This window comes from Gammaproteobacteria bacterium (assembly GCA_021648145.1).
In the GTDB taxonomy this organism is placed as follows: domain Bacteria; phylum Pseudomonadota; class Gammaproteobacteria; order JAADGQ01; family JAADGQ01; genus S141-38.
On record JAKITI010000001.1, the window covers coordinates 1 to 17,842 of the forward strand.

Annotated in this window: 18 protein-coding genes, 1 tRNA gene and 1 pseudogene; 19 read left to right on the plus strand and 1 reads right to left on the minus strand. The window is 41.5% G+C overall.

Going from position 1 to position 17,842, the window contains the following annotated elements; all coding sequences use genetic code 11:
- The 11 genes and pseudogenes from L3J70_00005 to mnmC all read left to right on the plus strand — a co-directional run.
- On the plus strand, positions 1 to 836 hold an 836-nt coding region (locus L3J70_00005; protein MCF6234758.1), incomplete at its 5' end, for a type I restriction-modification system subunit M.
- A 2-nt stretch (positions 837 to 838) separates the two neighbouring features.
- Positions 839 to 2,053, plus strand: coding sequence for a restriction endonuclease subunit S (locus L3J70_00010; GenBank protein MCF6234759.1), 1,215 nt, complete (start codon positions 839 to 841; stop codon positions 2,051 to 2,053).
- A gap of 18 nt (positions 2,054 to 2,071) precedes the next feature.
- The gene (locus tag L3J70_00015) at positions 2,072 to 2,689 is read left to right on the plus strand and encodes a Fic family protein (GenBank protein MCF6234760.1); all 618 of its coding nucleotides are present in this window, start codon (positions 2,072 to 2,074) and stop codon (positions 2,687 to 2,689) included.
- A 10-nt stretch (positions 2,690 to 2,699) separates the two neighbouring features.
- The gene (locus L3J70_00020; GenBank protein ID MCF6234761.1) at positions 2,700 to 5,885 is read left to right on the plus strand and encodes an HsdR family type I site-specific deoxyribonuclease; all 3,186 of its coding nucleotides are present in this window, start codon (positions 2,700 to 2,702) and stop codon (positions 5,883 to 5,885) included.
- 540 nt (positions 5,886 to 6,425) lie between these two features.
- Positions 6,426 to 6,668 (plus strand): type II toxin-antitoxin system Phd/YefM family antitoxin, encoded by a 243-nt coding sequence (locus L3J70_00025; protein MCF6234762.1) that lies wholly within the window; start codon positions 6,426 to 6,428, stop codon positions 6,666 to 6,668.
- Positions 6,665 to 6,928, plus strand: a complete 264-nt coding sequence (locus tag L3J70_00030; GenBank protein MCF6234763.1) for a Txe/YoeB family addiction module toxin — start codon at positions 6,665 to 6,667, stop codon at positions 6,926 to 6,928. Before L3J70_00025 ends, L3J70_00030 begins: the two co-directional genes overlap by 4 nt.
- 174 nt (positions 6,929 to 7,102) lie before the next feature.
- Entirely contained in the window at positions 7,103 to 7,432 is a 330-nt protein-coding gene (locus tag L3J70_00035) for a type II toxin-antitoxin system PrlF family antitoxin (protein MCF6234764.1), read from the plus strand.
- Complete coding sequence (locus tag L3J70_00040; protein MCF6234765.1) at positions 7,429 to 7,944, plus strand: type II toxin-antitoxin system YhaV family toxin; 516 nt, start codon at positions 7,429 to 7,431, stop codon at positions 7,942 to 7,944. The genes L3J70_00035 and L3J70_00040 overlap by 4 nt, the downstream gene beginning before the upstream one ends.
- Positions 7,945 to 8,519: 575 nt before the next feature.
- Positions 8,520 to 8,981: pseudogene (locus L3J70_00045) on the plus strand (ATP-binding protein).
- Positions 8,982 to 9,101: 120 nt separating this feature from the next.
- Complete coding sequence (locus tag L3J70_00050) at positions 9,102 to 9,980, plus strand: LEA type 2 family protein (protein MCF6234766.1); 879 nt, start codon at positions 9,102 to 9,104, stop codon at positions 9,978 to 9,980.
- Entirely contained in the window at positions 9,967 to 11,931 is a 1,965-nt protein-coding gene (gene mnmC / locus L3J70_00055) for a bifunctional tRNA (5-methylaminomethyl-2-thiouridine)(34)-methyltransferase MnmD/FAD-dependent 5-carboxymethylaminomethyl-2-thiouridine(34) oxidoreductase MnmC (protein MCF6234767.1), read from the plus strand. The genes L3J70_00050 and mnmC overlap by 14 nt, the downstream gene beginning before the upstream one ends.
- Here mnmC and L3J70_00060 read toward each other — a convergent pair.
- On the minus strand, positions 11,873 to 12,988 hold the full coding sequence (locus L3J70_00060) for a mechanosensitive ion channel family protein (protein MCF6234768.1): 1,116 nt from the start codon (positions 12,986 to 12,988) through the stop codon (positions 11,873 to 11,875). The genes mnmC and L3J70_00060 overlap by 59 nt on opposite strands.
- Before the next feature lie 195 nt (positions 12,989 to 13,183).
- Between L3J70_00060 and tpiA the strand changes: the two genes are divergently transcribed.
- The 8 genes from tpiA (at position 13,184) to nuoE (ending at position 17,842) form a co-directional block, all read left to right on the plus strand.
- Entirely contained in the window at positions 13,184 to 13,939 is a 756-nt protein-coding gene (gene tpiA, locus L3J70_00065) for a triose-phosphate isomerase (GenBank protein ID MCF6234769.1), read from the plus strand.
- A 36-nt stretch (positions 13,940 to 13,975) separates the two neighbouring features.
- Positions 13,976 to 14,344 (plus strand): preprotein translocase subunit SecG, encoded by a 369-nt coding sequence (gene secG / locus L3J70_00070; protein MCF6234770.1) that lies wholly within the window; start codon positions 13,976 to 13,978, stop codon positions 14,342 to 14,344.
- 28 nt (positions 14,345 to 14,372) lie between these two features.
- Positions 14,373 to 14,457 (plus strand) — tRNA-Leu (locus L3J70_00075).
- 199 nt (positions 14,458 to 14,656) lie between these two features.
- Positions 14,657 to 15,013 (plus strand): NADH-quinone oxidoreductase subunit A, encoded by a 357-nt coding sequence (locus tag L3J70_00080; GenBank protein MCF6234771.1) that lies wholly within the window; start codon positions 14,657 to 14,659, stop codon positions 15,011 to 15,013.
- Positions 15,004 to 15,480, plus strand: coding sequence for an NADH-quinone oxidoreductase subunit B (locus tag L3J70_00085; protein MCF6234772.1), 477 nt, complete (start codon positions 15,004 to 15,006; stop codon positions 15,478 to 15,480). Before L3J70_00080 ends, L3J70_00085 begins: the two co-directional genes overlap by 10 nt.
- A 6-nt stretch (positions 15,481 to 15,486) precedes the next feature.
- Positions 15,487 to 16,107, plus strand: coding sequence for an NADH-quinone oxidoreductase subunit C (locus tag L3J70_00090; protein MCF6234773.1), 621 nt, complete (start codon positions 15,487 to 15,489; stop codon positions 16,105 to 16,107).
- Positions 16,108 to 16,109: 2 nt separating this feature from the next.
- Positions 16,110 to 17,363 (plus strand): NADH-quinone oxidoreductase subunit D, encoded by a 1,254-nt coding sequence (locus L3J70_00095; GenBank protein MCF6234774.1) that lies wholly within the window; start codon positions 16,110 to 16,112, stop codon positions 17,361 to 17,363.
- Positions 17,363 to 17,842: an NADH-quinone oxidoreductase subunit NuoE gene (nuoE, locus tag L3J70_00100; protein MCF6234775.1), complete on the plus strand. Its 480-nt coding sequence runs from the start codon at positions 17,363 to 17,365 to the stop codon at positions 17,840 to 17,842. The genes L3J70_00095 and nuoE overlap by 1 nt, the downstream gene beginning before the upstream one ends.

Consider the following 17,842-nt stretch of genomic DNA (forward strand, 5'->3'; position numbering starts at 1 on the left):
TTACACGCTTAAAACCCATTGCCTTAATCGACAAATACCAAGCCTATCAACTGCTAGACAATAGCTGGCAAACCATCGCCACCGATTTAGAAATACTGCAAAGCGAAGGCTTTGCGGTTAGTAAACAAGTTGACCCGCACATGGTCACTAAAAAAGTTAAAGGCAAAGATACCGAAGTACAAGACGGCTGGCAAGGACATATACTGCCGTTTAATTTAGTGCAACGCACTTACCTGAGTGACGAACTGCATGCACTCAAGCAACAAGAAAATCGCCTGGCCGAAATCAGTGCCGAATTTGAAACCCTATTAGAATCGCTTTCTGAAGAAGAAAAAGAAGCCGACACCATCAAAGAAAGCAACGATGCTTTTATTAATGCCGCCGTGATTAAAGCCGCCAAGCAATTCAAGGCCGAAATAAAAGCCAACGGCGCATTTGAAACAGAAAGCTATGAAGCCAAAATTCTAAACGTCGATGCCTTGATTAGCGAAGAGAAAAAACTTAAAAAATCCCTCAAAGCCGATAGCGAAGCACTGCACCTGCAAACCAAAGCCACCATCGAAAACTTAAGCGATGAGCAAGTGCATGAACTGCTAAAACTTAAATGGATCAGCCCACTGCTAAGCGAACTGAACAAACTGCCCGATGACCTGATTAACCAACTCACCCGCCAAGTGCAGCACCTCGCCGATAAATACGCCACCACCTATGGCGATATTGCCAGCGACATTCAAGAAAGTGAAAAACAGCTGGCAGGCTTGATTGACGAGCTAGAGGGTAACGCCTTTGATAAGCAGGCACTGGCTGAATTTAAAACCTTTTTGCAGGGTAACTAAAGATGAGTGTTGAAAATAACATACCTGAAATTCGATTTAAGGGGTTTAATGGGGCGTGGGAGTTTCAAACAATTGAAAAATTGATAAAAGATGAAATATTACTACCGCCTAAAGATGGTAATCACGGTAATATCCACCCAAAATCAACAGATTTTGTAGATTTTGGCATTCCATTTATTATGGCTAATAACATAAAAGAAGGAAAGATAGAACTTTATAATTGCTCGCATATAAGTAAAGAGCAAGCCGACTCTTTACAAAAAGGTTTTGCAAAGGAAGGGGATGTTTTATTGACACATAAAGGGACTGTGGGTGAGGTTGCTATTGTGTTAAAAAATAAATTTTCTTATTTAATGCTTACCCCACAAGTAACTTATTATCGAGTCTTAAAAAATAAAGTACTTGATCATAAGTTTCTAGCTACTTCTTTTGTTACGGGCAGTTTTCAATATACTCTCAAAGAGGTGTCTGGTGGTGGAACAAGAGCTTACATTGGAATTACTGAACAGCAAGAACTTGGAATATCAATCCCTCCCAAAGCAACCGAACAAACCAAAATCGGCAACTATTTCCAACAGCTCGATACCCTTATTTCCCAGCATCAGCAAAAGCATGACAAGCTGTTAAACCTTAAAAAATCCCTGCTCGAAAAAATGTTTCCCAAACAGGGCAAAGACGAACCTGAAATTCGTTTTAAGGGCTTTAGTGGGGCGTGGGAAGAGCGGGGGTTGGGGGAGGTTTGTGAAATTACTACAGGGAAATTGGATGCTAATGCCATGAACAAGGATGGTAAGTATGATTTTTATACATCAGGGGTTCAAAAATACAGGATAGATTACCCAGCATTTGAAGGTCCTGCGATTACAATTGCAGGTAATGGGGCAACTGTTGGTTATATGCATTTAGCAAATGGGAAGTTTAATGCTTACCAACGTACTTATGTATTAACGAAGTTTGTAGCAAATCGGATTTTTATATATTTTATGGTTGGAAATGTCCTCCCTATTAAGATTAATCAAGAAGTTAGAGCTGGCAATATCCCATATATTGTTCTTGATATGCTCACAGATCTTAAGATTCTCATGCCTAGCAAGTCCGAACAAACCAAAATCGGCAACCTCTTCAAAAACCTAGACACCCTACTAAGCCAGCACCAAAGCCAACTAAAAAAACTCAAACAGATCAAACAAGCCTGCTTGGCTAAGATGTTTGTCTAACACAGAGGAAATGCACTCATGACCTTAGAAAATAAGCTAAACATCACCGATGCGGTAGAGCTGGCAAGAGTTGAAGAAAGGCTCAGCAAAGCCAAAGCGCATCAACTGTTTAGTAGCGGTTTTTTAGGCAAGCTCAAAGCAGGCAGCTTTCAGGCATTGGCCGATATTCACCAGTTTCTTTTTAGTGATATTGATGACTTTGCAGGCAAATGTCGCACTGTAAATATAGCAAAAGGCAATTTCAGATTTGCCCCCGTTATGTACCTAAAGGCGGCTCTAGACAACATAGAAACCATGCCACAATCAAGCTTTGATGAAATTATTGAAAAATATGGTGAGATGAACATTGCCCATCCCTTTCGAGAAGGTAATGGGCGCAGTACACGAATTTGGCTGGATCTCATCTTAAAACACGAACTGCAACAAGTGGTTGACTGGAGCCGTGTTGATAAAAATGACTACTTACTGGCAATGGAGCGCAGTCCTGTTAAAGATGTGGAAATTAAAGTGTTACTCAAACAAGCCTTAACAAACAAAATTTATGACAGTGCCATTTACATGAAAGGCATTGATGCCAGCTATTACTATGAAGGCTATACCCTTTATAAAACCGAAGACATGGAAGGCAAATCGTGAAGGCAAAGCAATGACATTCAAAACCGAAGCCGCCTTTGAAACCGCCCTTATCAATGAGCTAAAAAACAAAGGTTGGGAGAGTGAGGTGCTAAAAAACTCTACAGAAGCTGACTTGCTGGGCAACTGGGCGACCATTCTGTTTGAAAACAACCGAGATATTGACCGCTTAAACGATGTGCTGCTGACCCACAGCGAAATGCAACAGATTATTGAGCAGATACGCGATTTAAAAACCCCGCTGAAACTCAATGGCTTTATTAACGGTAAAACCGTTGCCATTACCCGCGATAACCCAGACGATGCTTTGCACTTAGGCAAAGAAGTCAGCCTTAAAATCTACGACCGTCAAGAGATTGCCGCAGGGCAAAGCCGTTACCAAATTGTGCAGCAACCGCAGTTTGCAAAAAAATCAAACATCTTAAACAACCGCCGTGGCGATGTGCTGTTGCTGATTAACGGCATGCCCGTTATTCACATTGAGCTAAAGCGTAGCGGTGTGCCAGTGAGTCAGGCATATCATCAAATAGAAAAATATTCTGCAGAGGGTGTTTTTAGTGGGCTGTTTTCATTGGTGCAGATATTTGTGGCGATGGAACCCAACGAGACCCGCTACTTTGCCAACCCCGGAGTGGACGGCAAGTTTAATAAAGATTTTTATTTTAAATGGGCAGACTTTAATAACGAGCCGATTAACCACTGGAAAGGCATTGCCGCGAGCTTGTTGTCTATCCCCATGGCGCATCAGCTTATTGGTTTTTATACGGTGGCCGATGGCTCGGACGGTGTGCTTAAAGTGATGCGCAGTTACCAGTATTATGCTGCCAATGCCATCTCAGATAAGGTTGCAAAAACCAACTGGGCAGATAAAGACCGTTTGGGCGGGTATGTGTGGCATACCACGGGGTCTGGTAAAACCATGACCAGTTTTAAATCAGCGCAATTGATTAGCCATTCTAAAGATGCCGATAAGGTGATTTTTTTAATGGATAGAATTGAGCTGGGGGTGCAATCTTTACGCGAGTATCAAGGCTTTGCCAGTGACAGCGAAGAGGTGCAGGCCACGGAAAATACGGGGGTGTTGATTAGCAAACTAAAAAGTACTGACCCTGCTAATACCTTGATTGTCACCTCGATTCAAAAAATGAGTAATATTAATGAAGATGCCAATGACGAAGGCGTGAGTTTACAAAGCCATGACATTGAGCAGATAAACGCCAAACGGATAGTGTTTATCATCGACGAAGCCCATCGCTCTACCTTTGGCGATATGCTGATTACCATTAAAAAAACCTTTCCCTCGGCGATCTTTTTTGGCTTTACTGGCACACCGATTCATGAAGAGAACCAGAAAAAACACAACACCACCTCATCGGTGTTTGGCAATGAACTGCATCGTTACAGCATCGCCGATGGTATTCGCGATAAAAATGTCTTGGGCTTTGACCCGTATAAAGTGCTGACCTATAAAGACAGTGATTTACGCCAAGCAGTGGCACTGCAAAAAGCCAAGGCAAATACACCAAGCGAAGCCTTAGCTAACCCCGATAAAAAAGCGATTTATAACCGCTATATGAATAAAACCAAGGTTGGCATGAAGGGGCGTACGGATGATAAAGGCAACTACATCAAAGGCATTGAAGATGAGTTGCCAGCATCACAATACAGCCGTGAGGAACATCAAATCAAGGTGGTTGAAGACATTGTTGAAAACTGGGTTACGCTGAGCCAAGACAGTCAATTTCATGCGATTTTTGCCACGCATAGTATCCCAGAAGCTATAAACTATTATCGTTTGTTAAAAGAGGCAAAGCCTGAGTTAAAAATCACCGCATTGTTTGACCCGAACATTGATAATGGCGGCGGTGTGTTGTTTAAACAAGAGGGCTTGGTGGAAATCATGGAGGACTACAACAAACGCTATGAACAAGACTTTACACTGGCAACTCACGGCAAATTTAAAAAAGACATTGCCGCAAGGCTCGCCCACAAAAAACCGTATGTAAGAGTTGGTACCATGCCCGAACAGCAGATTGACCTATTGATTGTGGTCGATCAAATGCTCACCGGTTTTGATTCTAAGTGGCTCAATACCTTGTATCTGGACAAGTTGCTAAGATATGAAAACATTATTCAAGCCTTTTCACGTACCAATCGCCTCTACAACGAGAACGAAAAACCCTTTGGCACCATACGCTACTATCGAAAACCACACACGATGGAACGCAATATCAACGCGGCGGTTAAGCTCTATTCTGGCGATAAAGACATTGGGCTTTTTGTTGAAAAACTTGAGAGTAATTTAAAATGGTTAAATGTCATTTATGCTGACATCGCTGAGTTATTTGATAATGCGGGAGTTAGTAACTTTGAAAAGCTTCCCGGTGACATAGCGGTGTGCGGGCAATTTGCCAAACTGTTTAAAGCGTTTAATGAACATTTAGAAGCGGCTAAAATTCAAGGGTTTACTTGGAAGGAGTCCACTTATACCTTTGGAAAAGGCAAAACCAAATCAGAGATAACACTTGACCTTGATGAAAAAACCTATTTAACGCTGGTGTTACGTTACAAAGAGTTATCAAGTGGTGATGGCAACAGTGACGGCAGTGGAGATGATGATGTGCCGTTTGAGATTGATGGTTATATCACCGAAATCGACACGGGGGTGATTGATGCGGATTATATGAATAGCCGCTTTGAGAAATACCTTAAAACACTCACTCAAGCAGGCGTTGATCTTGAGCAAATCCAAAAAGATATAGATGAGCTGCATAAATCGTTTGCCACACTCACACAGGAAGAGCAAAAGTACGCCAATATATTCCTCAATGATGTGCAACGCGGTGAAGTAACACTAGAGGCAGGAAAAACCTTTAGAGAGTACATCACTGAATATCAGTCTTACGCTAACAATGCGCAAATTACAGATATTGCTCAACAGTTTGGTTTGGATGAAACCGAGTTCAATAAAAAATTAAACAAGCTGATGAATACTGGGGTGACAGCAACCAACATTAATGAGTTTGGCCGCTTTGATGATTTGAAAAGTGGCGTTGATAAAGCGAAGGCAAAAGCTTATTTTGAAAAACTCGAAGGTGAAAATCTTTCGGTATTCAAGGTCAATATAAAAACAGATAGATTGCTACAGGATTTTATTATCAGAAGTGTTAATTTTGTTTGCATAGCTCGAACCTCTTGACGTACGTTTATATTGAAGCAGTACGTCACACGAGTATATGTGTCAATGTTGCACGACAACTATTTTTCAGTAGTACGAGGATTTTTTGAGGAGTAATGCCATACCATTGGCGGGGTAAAATCAATATCTTTACGATTGATGCCTGTATTAATTATGATTTGGAATTGACATGGTAATGCAATCGCATTACCACTTAAATAAGTGCCAACTCCCTTTACTATGCTGGAGGTTCAATATAAAAAATCGGGGTCAGAGTAAAATAAAATATTCGCTCTATGTGAGCGATTTTCTCACTGAGTTCATGGTTTTTTCTGTATGAGCAGCCATATCTACTTGGTCTTCAGAAGATAATAATTCATATGATGTTTTACTCTATTTTTATCGTTCATGAAAAGGTAAAAAATATGTTGCAAGCCAAATCCATCTGTCGACATCTATTGCGCTCTCTACTCTATTTAGCCCGCCAATGAGCATGACGTTTAAAATAGGAATTGATATTCCGTACGTTTTATCGTACGCTAAATCAAGGAGGAATTTATTATGACTATACTGAATGCAACAGAAGCTCGTTCTAGGCTTTATAGCCTTATTGATGAGGCTGCAGACACTCACCAACCCATTATAATTACAGGAAAAAGAGGTAATGCTGTTCTTGTTTCCGAGGATGATTGGAATGCAATTGCTGAAACGTTACATTTGTTGTCATTAGCTGGAATGAGGGATTCAATTAAAGAAGGCATGGCTCAAAATATATCAGAATGCTCTAAGGAGCTTGATTGGTGAACTGGGAGTTAGTGTATACAAAACAGGCAAAAAAAGATGCCAATAAAATTGCAGCATCTGGGTTGAAACAGAAGGTTAAATCGTTGCTGGAGTTATTAGAAGAGAATCCATATAAAAAACCACCTCCTTATGAAAAATTAGTTGGAGATTTGTCTGGTGCATATTCACGCAGAATAAATATTCAACATCGATTGGTCTATCAAGTTTATGAAGAAGAGCATGTTGTTAAAGTTATTCGAATGTGGACGCACTACGGTTAGAGCTGAGCATCCAATGCTTAGAATATCTTTTATCGTTACAGATGCCATCAAGTAATACCTTGCTGCACTATGGCGACTGTTAGGCGACGTTGATTTAGAGAGTTGACACAGTAATGCAATCGCATTACTATTTAAAACAAGTGCCAACTCCCTTTATTGTGCTGGAGGTTTAATATGGAAAACTCATTATTAATAACTGAATCAACTCTGACTGATCGGTACCAAACCACTGTGCCTGCCGTGGTGCGTAAAGCTCTACGCCTGAACAAGCGTGAGAAAATTCGCTACACCATTAAACCCGATGGCAATGTTCTTTTATCTCGAGCAGATATGGATGAAGCAGATCCAGTTCTAGGCAGCTTTCTGGGCTTTCTAGCTAACAATATCAAACAAAATCCGCAACATGTGCAAGCCATGAGCCCCGAGCTGATTGCTCACATTCAGAGCTTGGTTGCAGAGGTCGAAATCGACCTTGATGCTCCTCTCAATGATGAGGATGAATAGTTTTGCCAGAACAAGCATCAATTGTAATTAATGGGTGGACGATCTTCGCTCACTCATTGTTTCTTGATGAAATAGCAACGCTAATCAATAAAGTTGAAAAATTAAAAAGCAAAGATCCCATTAACTATCTCAAAAAAAATGCAACCAAGCGTTTGGCTGCCATTTCCAAATTAGCCTTTGAAATTATTCCAAAAGACCCAACGTCTCCTGAGTATCGCCAAGGTTCAACGCTTGGAGAAAGTCACAAACACTGGTTTAGAGCTAAATTCTTTCAGCAATACCGCTTGTTTTTTCGCTTTCATTCCGAGTCAAAAACCATCATTTTTGCTTGGGTAAACGACGAGAAAAACAAAAGATCTTATGGCAGTAAATCTGATGCTTATCGAGTTTTTGAAAAAATGCTCAATAGTGGCCATCCACCTGATAACTGGGATCAACTGCTTAACGAGGTAAAAGGTGATTTGGATCGACTTCAAGCGGCTTCTCGACGTTACAGGGACACCAGCGCGTAGGGCAGATAAGCTTGCGCCATCCGCTGTCATGGTAAAATAGAAAGTGATGAAATCATTGATTTGTCTGTCGGAGAACGGAGGTTTTTTAGGTGATGTTAGAGTTTGGCGATTCATGCAAAATGTAAAATTATCAGGATAAACGTGCATCGAATATAAAAGGATCAATGATGACAGATTTTGCCAAGTTGGTATAATCAGGATGCTCAGGATTAATTAACAAATTAGTCTGTTGGGGGACTACTATGCTGGGTACTACCAAGACCAGCGATTCTGTCGCGGATAGCCATTCATCACCGATAGTGATTGTGGGATTTGGCGGCGGGTCGTTTCGACAGTCAGGTTACCCCAATGCACATGGTTGCATGGTGTATCATGTTGCGCGGTAATGGTGGGCAAGAGATTTTTTCGATGACGAGGGTCGATATCGCCCCTATCTCCTTTTGCAATAGTCGATTATCATTAACAGAAAATTGAGTGCTGAAAGCGGCACGTAGAGCAATTCACCCAGATTAAATATTAGAAGTTGATAATGAAATTTAAGCCTTTGATTAATACTCATAGCGAAAGGGCGTTTTATGCTTAAGTCGGAGCTGTTAGAGATTATTGCTAATGGTGAAAACTCCGGCGTTGAGTTTAAACGTGATGATGTGCCCTCTGAGCAGATTGCTAAAGAAGTTGTTGCTATGGCTAATCTTAAAGGCGGTATGTTGTTATTGGGCGTGGAAGATGAAGGTTCGATTACAGGTATACAAAGGGACAACCTGGAAGAGTGGATAATGGATGGAGTGTTTTCAGCCAAGGTTCATCCGATGCTATTGCCTTTTTATGAAGAGGTGAAGATTGAAGAAGGTATCTGTGTTGCAGTCATTTCTTTCTCTCAAGGCACAAGCAAACCTTATGTTGTCAGGGGTAAGGGCAGAGAAGATGTCTATGTCAGAATCGGCACTACTTCTCGGTTAGCGAGCCGCGAACAACAAGCCAGACTATTTGAAAGTGGTGGCATTTTGCATACAGAGCTATTGCCTGTCGCAGGTAGCTCTTATGCATCAGAGGATTATTTAAAAACCACTCTGTATAGAAAGCCAATGGAGTAAGGAGCTTCAGGGCTTGTCTGTTTTTTTAGTTGGGTAGTTGTGTTAATAATCAGGAAAAATTCTATGAAAGATCAATATTTAAAAATCTTCAAATTACTGTTATGTTTTTTCATAATTTCGTTGGCAACAAGCTGTGCATCACTGAATGCTGTTAAAGATGCGGCTGGGATTAAAAACCCGAGTGTGACTTTAGGAGGCATGAAAATCACAGACTTGACGATGGAAAATGCAGGTTTGGCATTGACGTTAAATGTTGATAACCCAAACCCCATTCCAATTAATCTGGCAGGGTTTGATTATGCGTTGCTTTTTGATGGCAAGCAGCTATTGGCAGGTGAAAAACGGGATCAATTCAAAATTGATGCGCAAGGTGTCAGTACCGTCACAGTACCTATTTCACTCAATTTCGCTGACCTTAAAAAGCTCTATCAAGGTGTGCTGAATCAAGATACGTTGAATTATGAGTTGCAAACAACAGCGCTTGTTGATTTGCCTGTGATCGGTGTTAAAAAGTTTCCATCGACTCAAAAAGGTGAGTTTCCTGTGCCTAAAATTCCTGAAGTCTCTTTGGGTGGAATTAATGTTAAAAAAATGGGGTTGAGTGGTGCTGAGGTTGTTATTAACGCCAATATTAAAAACCCAAACTCTTTTGGTATTGATGTGAGTCAGTTGGCTTATAATCTTTCAATTAATGGCTCACAGTGGGCTGAAAGTGCGCTGGAGGAGACCATTAAATTGGCTGAAAAAGGTGAAACTCAAATTAACATTCCTTTGAAATTAAATTTTCTAGAGATGGGCAGCGCACTTTACAGTGCCTTGATGAAGGGCGAAGGTTTGAATTATCAGTTCACGGGTGATATGAATCTGGATACAGCACTGCCGATGCTGAAAAATGTAAAAGTACCTTTCGATAAAAGTGGCGTTGTAGGTGTGCAGCGCTAGAAATTTTTCTGTTACACCTGCGAAGATCAGTTGGCGAGACGGAGCGCCTTATAGTGATTCATTTGGTGACATCTACTTTTCCAGTGAAAGTGGGCTTGATGAAACTGATTATGTTTTTCTAAAGCATAATCAGTTACCCGATCGTTGGTTAGACTCTACAGCTTTTACTATTGCTGAAACAGGCTTTGGTACGGGTCTGAATTTTCTTGTGGCTTTAAAGCGTTGGCATGAAACTGCACCACCCAATGCACACCTGAATTTCATTTCAGTTGAAAAATTTCCGTTACTTAAATCTGATTTGCAACAAGTACTCTGTTTATGGCCTGAATTAGCGCGATATTCTGAGTTGTTGTTGAATGCTTATCCTGAGCTTGTTTCTGGTTATCATCGTTTGGAATTTTTGCAGGGGCGTGTCACGCTGACTTTGATGTTAGGTGATGCCGTTGATATGTATCAAAATCTGGAAGCAAAGGTGGATGCCTGGTTTCTGGATGGTTTTGCGCCGAGTAAAAACGATGGTATGTGGTCGTATGAATTATTTGAGCAGATTGCTCGATTAAGTTATGCAGAAGCTACTTTTAGTACATTTACAGCCGTCGGTGCGGTGAGGCGGGGTTTAATCGAATCAGGTTTTGAAGTTTCCAAAGTCACCGGTTTTGGGCGTAAACGAGAGATGCTGTGTGGGATTTTTGTTGGTAAAGCTAATCGTAGCGATCAAACGCCTTGGTTTGCGCTTCCTGATAAAATCAATGAGCACTCTCGATCCGTCGCGGTGATTGGAGCAGGGCTTGCGGGAGTAACAACAGCTCATGCACTGGCTCGAAGGGGTTGGGCTGTCACATTGATTGAGCGCCACTCCGATGTGGCTCAAGAGGCATCGGGAAATCTGTTGGGTGTCGTGATGCCTCGCTTGGGTGTCACTGCTGATTCCGCAAGTCACCTCTATTTAACTGCTTTTTTGTATGCAGTTCGATGGCTTTCAGAGTTGAAGTGCCAGTATTCAGAGTTGGTTTGGAACGATTCTGGTGTATTGCAGCTATTCGATTCAAAAAAAGCTCGGCGTTTTTCTGAGTTAAATTTACCGCATTCACTGCTTCAAATTGTAAGTTCAGAGCAAGCGAGTGACTTGTGTGGGCTATCTGTCCAATCAGGAGGTCTGTTTTATCCACTCGGTGGGAGTCTAAACCCAGCAGGGTTATGTCGTATTTTGGTGAATTTAGAACCAGAGTTAATTCAGCGCTGCTTTCATAAAACGGCCATTACGATTGAACAAAATAATGAAATATGGTCTGTTCGGGACGAATTAGGTGAAGTTATAGCTGAGGCTCCAGTTGTTGTGTTGGCCAATGGTTATGAGGTGACTCATTTAAAGCAAGGTGCTGGGTTGCCAGTATCAAGGGTGCGAGGTCAGTTAACTTATTTGCCTGAAAACTCTGTGAGTGCCGCTCTGAATATGCCAGTCTGTTATGACGGCTATATTACGCCTGCATACAAAAAATATCATGTGGTGGGGGCGAGCTATCATCGTTCAGATCAATCCAAAGCCCTGAAAAAATCAGAGAGCAATCAAATGTTGAGTGCACTATATAGCCAATTGCCTGCTGTTCAGTCTGATGATGTTTTGTTAGATGTTGGGCGTGTTGCGTTCAGGGCAACCAGTCAGGATCATTTACCGCTTGTCGGACCTTTGGCGGATGAAAGCTGGTTTAGAACGCATTATGAAGGCCTGAGGCATGGCAGGCGGCCTGATACCTATGCGCTTGCAAAATATCAGTCTGGATTGTTCGTTAATGTCGCTCACGGTTCCCGTGGTCTGGTTTCATGTGCATTAAGTTCTGAAATTATTGCAGCTTACCTTGAGGGTGAGCCGCAACCAATTTCACGCGACTTGCTTAACTGTCTGCACCCTGCTCGTTTTTTGGTAAATCAACTGAAGCAGGGAGGTGGATAGTGGTGGTGGGGAATGCAATTTCACCGCCATGGCTTTCGATAATATCGCAAATTTTTAACAGTACATCCTGTTTGATTTCATGAAATTTTATCCAATCTGTTGTGCGTGTAAAAGTGTAGATGAAAAAATCTAGGGACGACGGGGCAAAACTGTTGAAATTAACAATAAGAGTTTGTTTTTGGTCAATTTCAGGGTGGTTTTTTAGCATCTCTTTGACTGCACTAATAATGCTATTCATTTTGTTTGCATCTGCGTAACGGATGCCTATTGTCTCTTTTATACGGCGATTTGTCATGCGGGATGGGTTTTCAACAGAAACTGTCGAAAAGACACTGTTTGGAATATATAAAGGGCGTTTATCAAAAGTACGAATGCGTGTTAATCGCCAGCCAATTTCTTCAACGGTACCTTCTATTTCTCTGTCAGGAGAGCGAATCCAGTCACCCACGGTAAAGGGTCGATCCAGATAAATCATGACACCACCAAAGAAGTTGGCCAATAAATCTTTGGCAGCAAAACCAATGGCGATGCCTCCAACGCCACCAAAAGCCAAAAGGCCTGAAATACTAAACCCCAACGTTTGTAACGTAATAAGTAAGCCTGTGATAATAATGGAAATTTTAAGTAATTTGCTGATTGCATCGGCTGTTGTATGGTCAATAGGTTTAGCACTATTTTTGCGCGATGCGATAAGGTTTTTTTGAGTACAGTTAACAAGTCGTAATGCAAACCATATGATGGCAAAAATAACACCGATAGCACGGATTGTGCTTACAATGTCAAAAATTGCAGCTTCCGAATTTTGGCCTGTGATATCAGCGGCTAATGTGATGCCTACCACCCAAATAAGCAGTGATAACGGCTTGCGAATGGCCTCAATCAAAGCTTCGTCCCAAAGAGTGGCTGTTTTGAGGAGGCGTTTATGCAGGCGTTTTAAAACTCTCTTTTGAATAAAATCTATAAGTAGGGTGATGAATATGACTGCAAAAATTTGTGTCACCCATATACTGTCACTGCCCAAAAATTCTATGTTTGAAAATAAATCATTAATACTCATGAGGCGTTCCCAGTGAATGCTCTTAAATCTTTTAGAGTCGTTATTGTAACTTGAGTTGAAAGTTATTAATAACGTAATAAATAGTAAGGGAATGCGGTTTTAGATGATTTTAAAGAAGTTATTGATTTATTATTTTTCAACCGTTAAGCTTCCGTTCAGATTTTGAAGAACTACTTAAATTAGGAATTGCTGATTATGCGCCAACCGCTGGTTGCTGGTAACTGGAAGATGAACGGTTCCAAGGAAAGTATTTTGTCGCTGCTTAGCGGTTTGAAGGCTGGCTTGAATTCAGGTGTTGATGCTGAGGTTGTTGTGTGTCCGCCATCCATCTATATTTCAGATGTAAAAGCGCAGTTAGAGTCTTCAAATCTTGTGTTGGGTGGTCAAAATTTATGTGGTCATGCTGAACAAGGTGCATTTACGGGTGAAATAGCGGCGAGTATGCTGTTAGAGTATGGCTGTAAATATGTCATTGTTGGTCACTCTGAGCGCCGTGCACTTTATGGTGAAACTGATGCGCTGGTCGCACAAAAATTTAAGACTGCATATGATTCTGGCTTAAAACCGATTTTGTGTGTTGGTGAATTGCTTGAAGAGCGTGAGTCGGGTCAAACTGAGGTTGTCGTTGCTCGCCAATTGGATGCGATTTTGAATATGGAAGGTGGTGTGGCAGCATTAGCGGATTCCGTGATTGCCTATGAGCCTGTTTGGGCGATTGGTACGGGGAAAACAGCATCGCCTGAACAAGCTCAGGATGTTCATGCTTTTATACGTCAGCGTGTTGCCAATAAAGATGCAGGTGTAGCAGAAAAAACACGAATCCTTTACGGAGGAAGTGTTAAAGCTGGAAATGCTGCTGAGTTGTTTTCCAAGTCAGATATTGACGGTGGTTTAGTGGGAGGCGCTTCACTGGTTGTTGATGAGTTCTTAGGTATTTGTCGTGCATCATAAAGATGATGCTGTTTTGTTTGTTGTAAGTAAGGTTTATTGATGCATACTGCACTATTGGTTTTTCATACATTATTAGCAATAAGTTTGATTGTGATGGTTTTAATCCAGCACGGTAAAGGGGCTGATATGGGGGCTTCTTTTGGTGCAGGTGCTTCGCAAACGGTATTTGGTAGTCAAGGGGCTGGCTCATTTTTAACAAGAGTTACAGCAATAATGGGTGCGACATTTTTTATTACCAGTTTGACGCTTGCTTATTTCAGTCATCAAGGAATGAAGCAGAGTAGTGTGACTGACTCTTTAAATATCGAAGCGCCAGCTGCAATAATAGATAAACCAGATCTTGGGATGAATGTTGAGTCATTGCCTGGCTCAGGTGATGTGCCTGCTATCGCGGAAGAAAAATAACCTCAATAATATGTGTTGTTGAACTATTGCCGACGTGGTGAAATTGGTAGACACGCCATCTTGAGGGGGTGGTAGCGAGAGCTGTGCCGGTTCGACTCCGGCCGTCGGCACCATAAGTTAAGTTATAAAATTATAATAATGTTTTTTTGTTCTGTTGGTGTGCATGCTTGGAGAGAGTTGGAGTGCAGCCTGCATTCATATTTATAAGCGATAATAACCAGATTGGTTTTTGTAAAGATTTATATTTTCTGCTAGGTACAGCGGGAAATTTACTTTAACCATCGTCGGATTTTTGGGGGATAGTAGCTGGATATGTTGGAAAATTACCTGCCTGTTTTACTTTTTATTGTGTTGGGTGTGGTGTTTGGATTAGGCCCCTTGATTATGGGGTTTATGCTGGGGCCAAATAAACCTGATAGTGAAAAACTTTCTATTTATGAGTGCGGATTCGAGCCTTTCGAAGATTCCCGTATGAAATTCGACATTCGTTATTATCTGGTCGCAATTCTCTTTATTCTCTTTGATCTTGAAATTACTTTTCTGTTCCCCTGGGCGGCTGTTTTGCAAGATATTGGCTGGTTTGGCTTTTGGGCAATGGTGATGTTTTTAACCCTCCTTGTTATTGGTTTTATTTATGAGTGGAAAAAAGGGGCGCTAGAGTGGGAATAGAAGGCATTCTGAAAGAGAGTGTTGTCACAACAAGTGCTGATGCTTTAATTAACTGGGCACGCACGGGGTCGTTGTGGCCTATGACTTTTGGTTTGGCATGTTGTGCTGTTGAAATGATGCAAGCGGGTGCTTCTCGTTATGATTTAGATCGTTTTGGCGTTGTTTTTCGGCCGAGTCCTCGTCAGTCTGATGTGATGATTGTTGCGGGTACGCTGGTTAATAAAATGGCGCCTGCGTTAAGAAAAGTGTATGACCAAATGGCTGAGCCACGTTGGGTGATTTCTATGGGATCATGCGCTAATGGTGGTGGTTATTACCATTACTCATATGCCGTTGTCCGAGGCTGTGATCGAATTGTACCTGTAGATATTTATATTCCAGGCTGTCCACCAACAGCGGAAGCGCTTTTATATGGCATTATTCAGTTACAAAATAAAATTAAACGAACCAACACAATAGCTCGTTAAGAATCTATGGAAAATTCAAAGCAAACACTTGTTGAACGCCTGCAGCTACGTTTCGGAGATACGTTGCTATGGAGTCAGTATGCGATGGGCGAGGTCACTATTGAGATCGCTCCGAATGAGCTTGTTGATGTATGCCAAAGTCTTCGTGATGAACCTGACTTTGAATTTGATATGCTAATTGATCTTTGCGGGGTTGATTATTCTGAATATAAAAATGGGCAAGCGAATCGTTTTACATCGAAAGGTGGACGCTTTGCTGTGGTTTATCACTTGCTCTCTGTAAAGAATAACCAGCGACTTCGAGTGCGAACTTTTGTTGATGAAGAGACGTTAAGAGTTGCGTCCGTTGTTGAACTTTGGAGCTCTGCAAACTGGTTTGAACGGGAAGCATTCGATCTGTTCGGAATTCTGTTTGAAGGGCATCCAGATTTAAGGCGACTATTGACTGATTATGGTTTTATTGGTCACCCATTTCGTAAAGATTTTCCATTAGAAGGTTATGTGGAAATGCGTTATGACTCAGATAAAAAACGTGTTGTTTATGAGCCGGTAAGTATTGAGCCTCGGATTAATGCGCCACGTGTCATTAGAAATGATCATCGCTTTGCAGCAAAAGGGAGCGCTTGATTATGGCAGAAATACAGAATTATACGCTTAATTTTGGGCCGCAACATCCATCCGCGCATGGGGTTCTTCGCTTGGTATTAGAGTTGGATGGCGAAACGATAGAGCGTGCGGACCCTCATATCGGCTTACTTCATCGTGGTACAGAAAAACTTGCTGAAAGCAAACCATACAATCAAAGTTTAGGTTATATGGATCGCTTGGATTATGTATCACCCATGAGCAATGAGCATGCTTATGTCATCGCGATGGAAAAAGTTTTGGGTATTACACCGCCCACTAGAGCGCTCTATATTAGAGTGTTGTTTGATGAAATTACTCGCTTATTAAACCATCTACTTTGGCTTGGTGCGCATGCTCTTGATATTGGAGCGATGACTATATTTTTATATGCCTTTCGTGAGCGTGAAGATTTGATGGATTGTTACGAAGCTGTCAGCGGCTCGAGGTTGCATGCAGCTTATTATCGTCCTGGCGGTGTTGCGCGAGATTTGCCTAACAGTATGCCTCTGTATGAGGCTTCAAAATGGCATAATGAAAAAGAAGTTGCCAAGAAAAATAAAAATCGCCAAGGGTCACTGCTTGATTTTATCGAAGATTTTGTTAAGCGCTTTCCAACTCATGTAGATGAATACGAAACCCTGTTAACGGATAATCGTATCTGGAAACAGCGAACCGTAGATATCGGTATTGTTTCGCCTGAACGCGCTTTGCAAATGGGTTTTACAGGGCCAATGTTGCGTGGTTCTGGTGTTGAGTGGGATTTGCGTAAAAAGCAACCTTATGCGGTCTATGATCAACTTGATTTTGATATTCCGGTGGGTGTAACGGGTGATAGTTATGATCGTTATTTAGTGCGCGTTGAAGAGATGCGACAGTCAAATCGTATCATGCAGCAGTGTATTGATTGGTTGCGTGCTAACCCAGGGCCTGTTTTAACAGATAATCATAAGGTTGCTCCACCTAAAAGAACTGATATGAAAGGTGATATGGAATCATTGATTCATCACTTTAAGCTTTTTACCGAAGGCTTTTGTTTGCCAGAAGGTGAGGCTTATGCCGCTGTTGAGCATCCTAAAGGTGAGTTTGGTATCTATCTTGTTTCAGATGGTGCAAACAAACCCTATAGAATGAAAATTCGGGCGCCAGGTTTTGCTCATATAGCTGGCTTGGATGAAATGTGTCGAGGCCATATGCTGGCAGATGTTGTCGCGATTATTGGTACTCAGGATATTGTATTTGGTGAGGTGGATCGTTGATGTCTATTTTTTCAAAAGAGACTATGCGGGCAATTGATGAATGGATTGCCAAATATCCACAAGATCAAAAACAGTCTGCAGTGATGCCAGCCTTAAGAATTGTTCAAGAAGCTCATGAGGGTAGTTTGACAACGGAGCTCATGGACGCTGTCGCCAAATATCTGGAAATGGAGACTGTTGCAGTATATGAAGTTGCAACTTTTTACTCCATGTATGAATTAAAGCCTGTTGGCAAGCATAAAATCTGTGTCTGTACTAATGTCTCTTGTATGTTGTGTGGTTCAGATCAAATTGTATCTCACCTGCAAAACAGGCTGGGTATCAAGTTAGGTGAAACCACAGAAGATGGGAAGTTTACTTTAAAAGAGGTTGAGTGCCTTGGAGCTTGTGCTGGTGCACCGATGTTCCAGATTGAACGTGAGTATTATGAAAATCTTACGCCTGAAAAAGTAGATAAAATACTAGGTGGATTAAAGTAA

Bases quoted from the DNA above. Each gene is read 5' to 3' on its own strand.
- L3J70_00010 (MCF6234759.1), top strand. From the start codon at position 839: ATGAGTGTTGAAAATAACATACCTGAAATTCGATTTAAGGGGTTTAAT.
- L3J70_00015 (MCF6234760.1), top strand. From the start codon at position 2,072: ATGACCTTAGAAAATAAGCTAAACATCACCGATGCGGTAGAGCTGGCA.
- L3J70_00020 (MCF6234761.1), top strand. From the start codon at position 2,700: ATGACATTCAAAACCGAAGCCGCCTTTGAAACCGCCCTTATCAATGAG.
- L3J70_00025 (MCF6234762.1), top strand. From the start codon at position 6,426: ATGACTATACTGAATGCAACAGAAGCTCGTTCTAGGCTTTATAGCCTT.
- L3J70_00035 (MCF6234764.1), top strand. From the start codon at position 7,103: ATGGAAAACTCATTATTAATAACTGAATCAACTCTGACTGATCGGTAC.
- L3J70_00050 (MCF6234766.1), top strand. From the start codon at position 9,102: ATGAAAGATCAATATTTAAAAATCTTCAAATTACTGTTATGTTTTTTC.
- L3J70_00060 (MCF6234768.1), bottom strand. From the start codon at position 12,988: ATGAGTATTAATGATTTATTTTCAAACATAGAATTTTTGGGCAGTGAC.
- tpiA (MCF6234769.1), top strand. From the start codon at position 13,184: ATGCGCCAACCGCTGGTTGCTGGTAACTGGAAGATGAACGGTTCCAAG.
- L3J70_00080 (MCF6234771.1), top strand. From the start codon at position 14,657: ATGTTGGAAAATTACCTGCCTGTTTTACTTTTTATTGTGTTGGGTGTG.
- L3J70_00090 (MCF6234773.1), top strand. From the start codon at position 15,487: ATGGAAAATTCAAAGCAAACACTTGTTGAACGCCTGCAGCTACGTTTC.
- L3J70_00095 (MCF6234774.1), top strand. From the start codon at position 16,110: ATGGCAGAAATACAGAATTATACGCTTAATTTTGGGCCGCAACATCCA.
- nuoE (MCF6234775.1), top strand. From the start codon at position 17,363: ATGTCTATTTTTTCAAAAGAGACTATGCGGGCAATTGATGAATGGATT.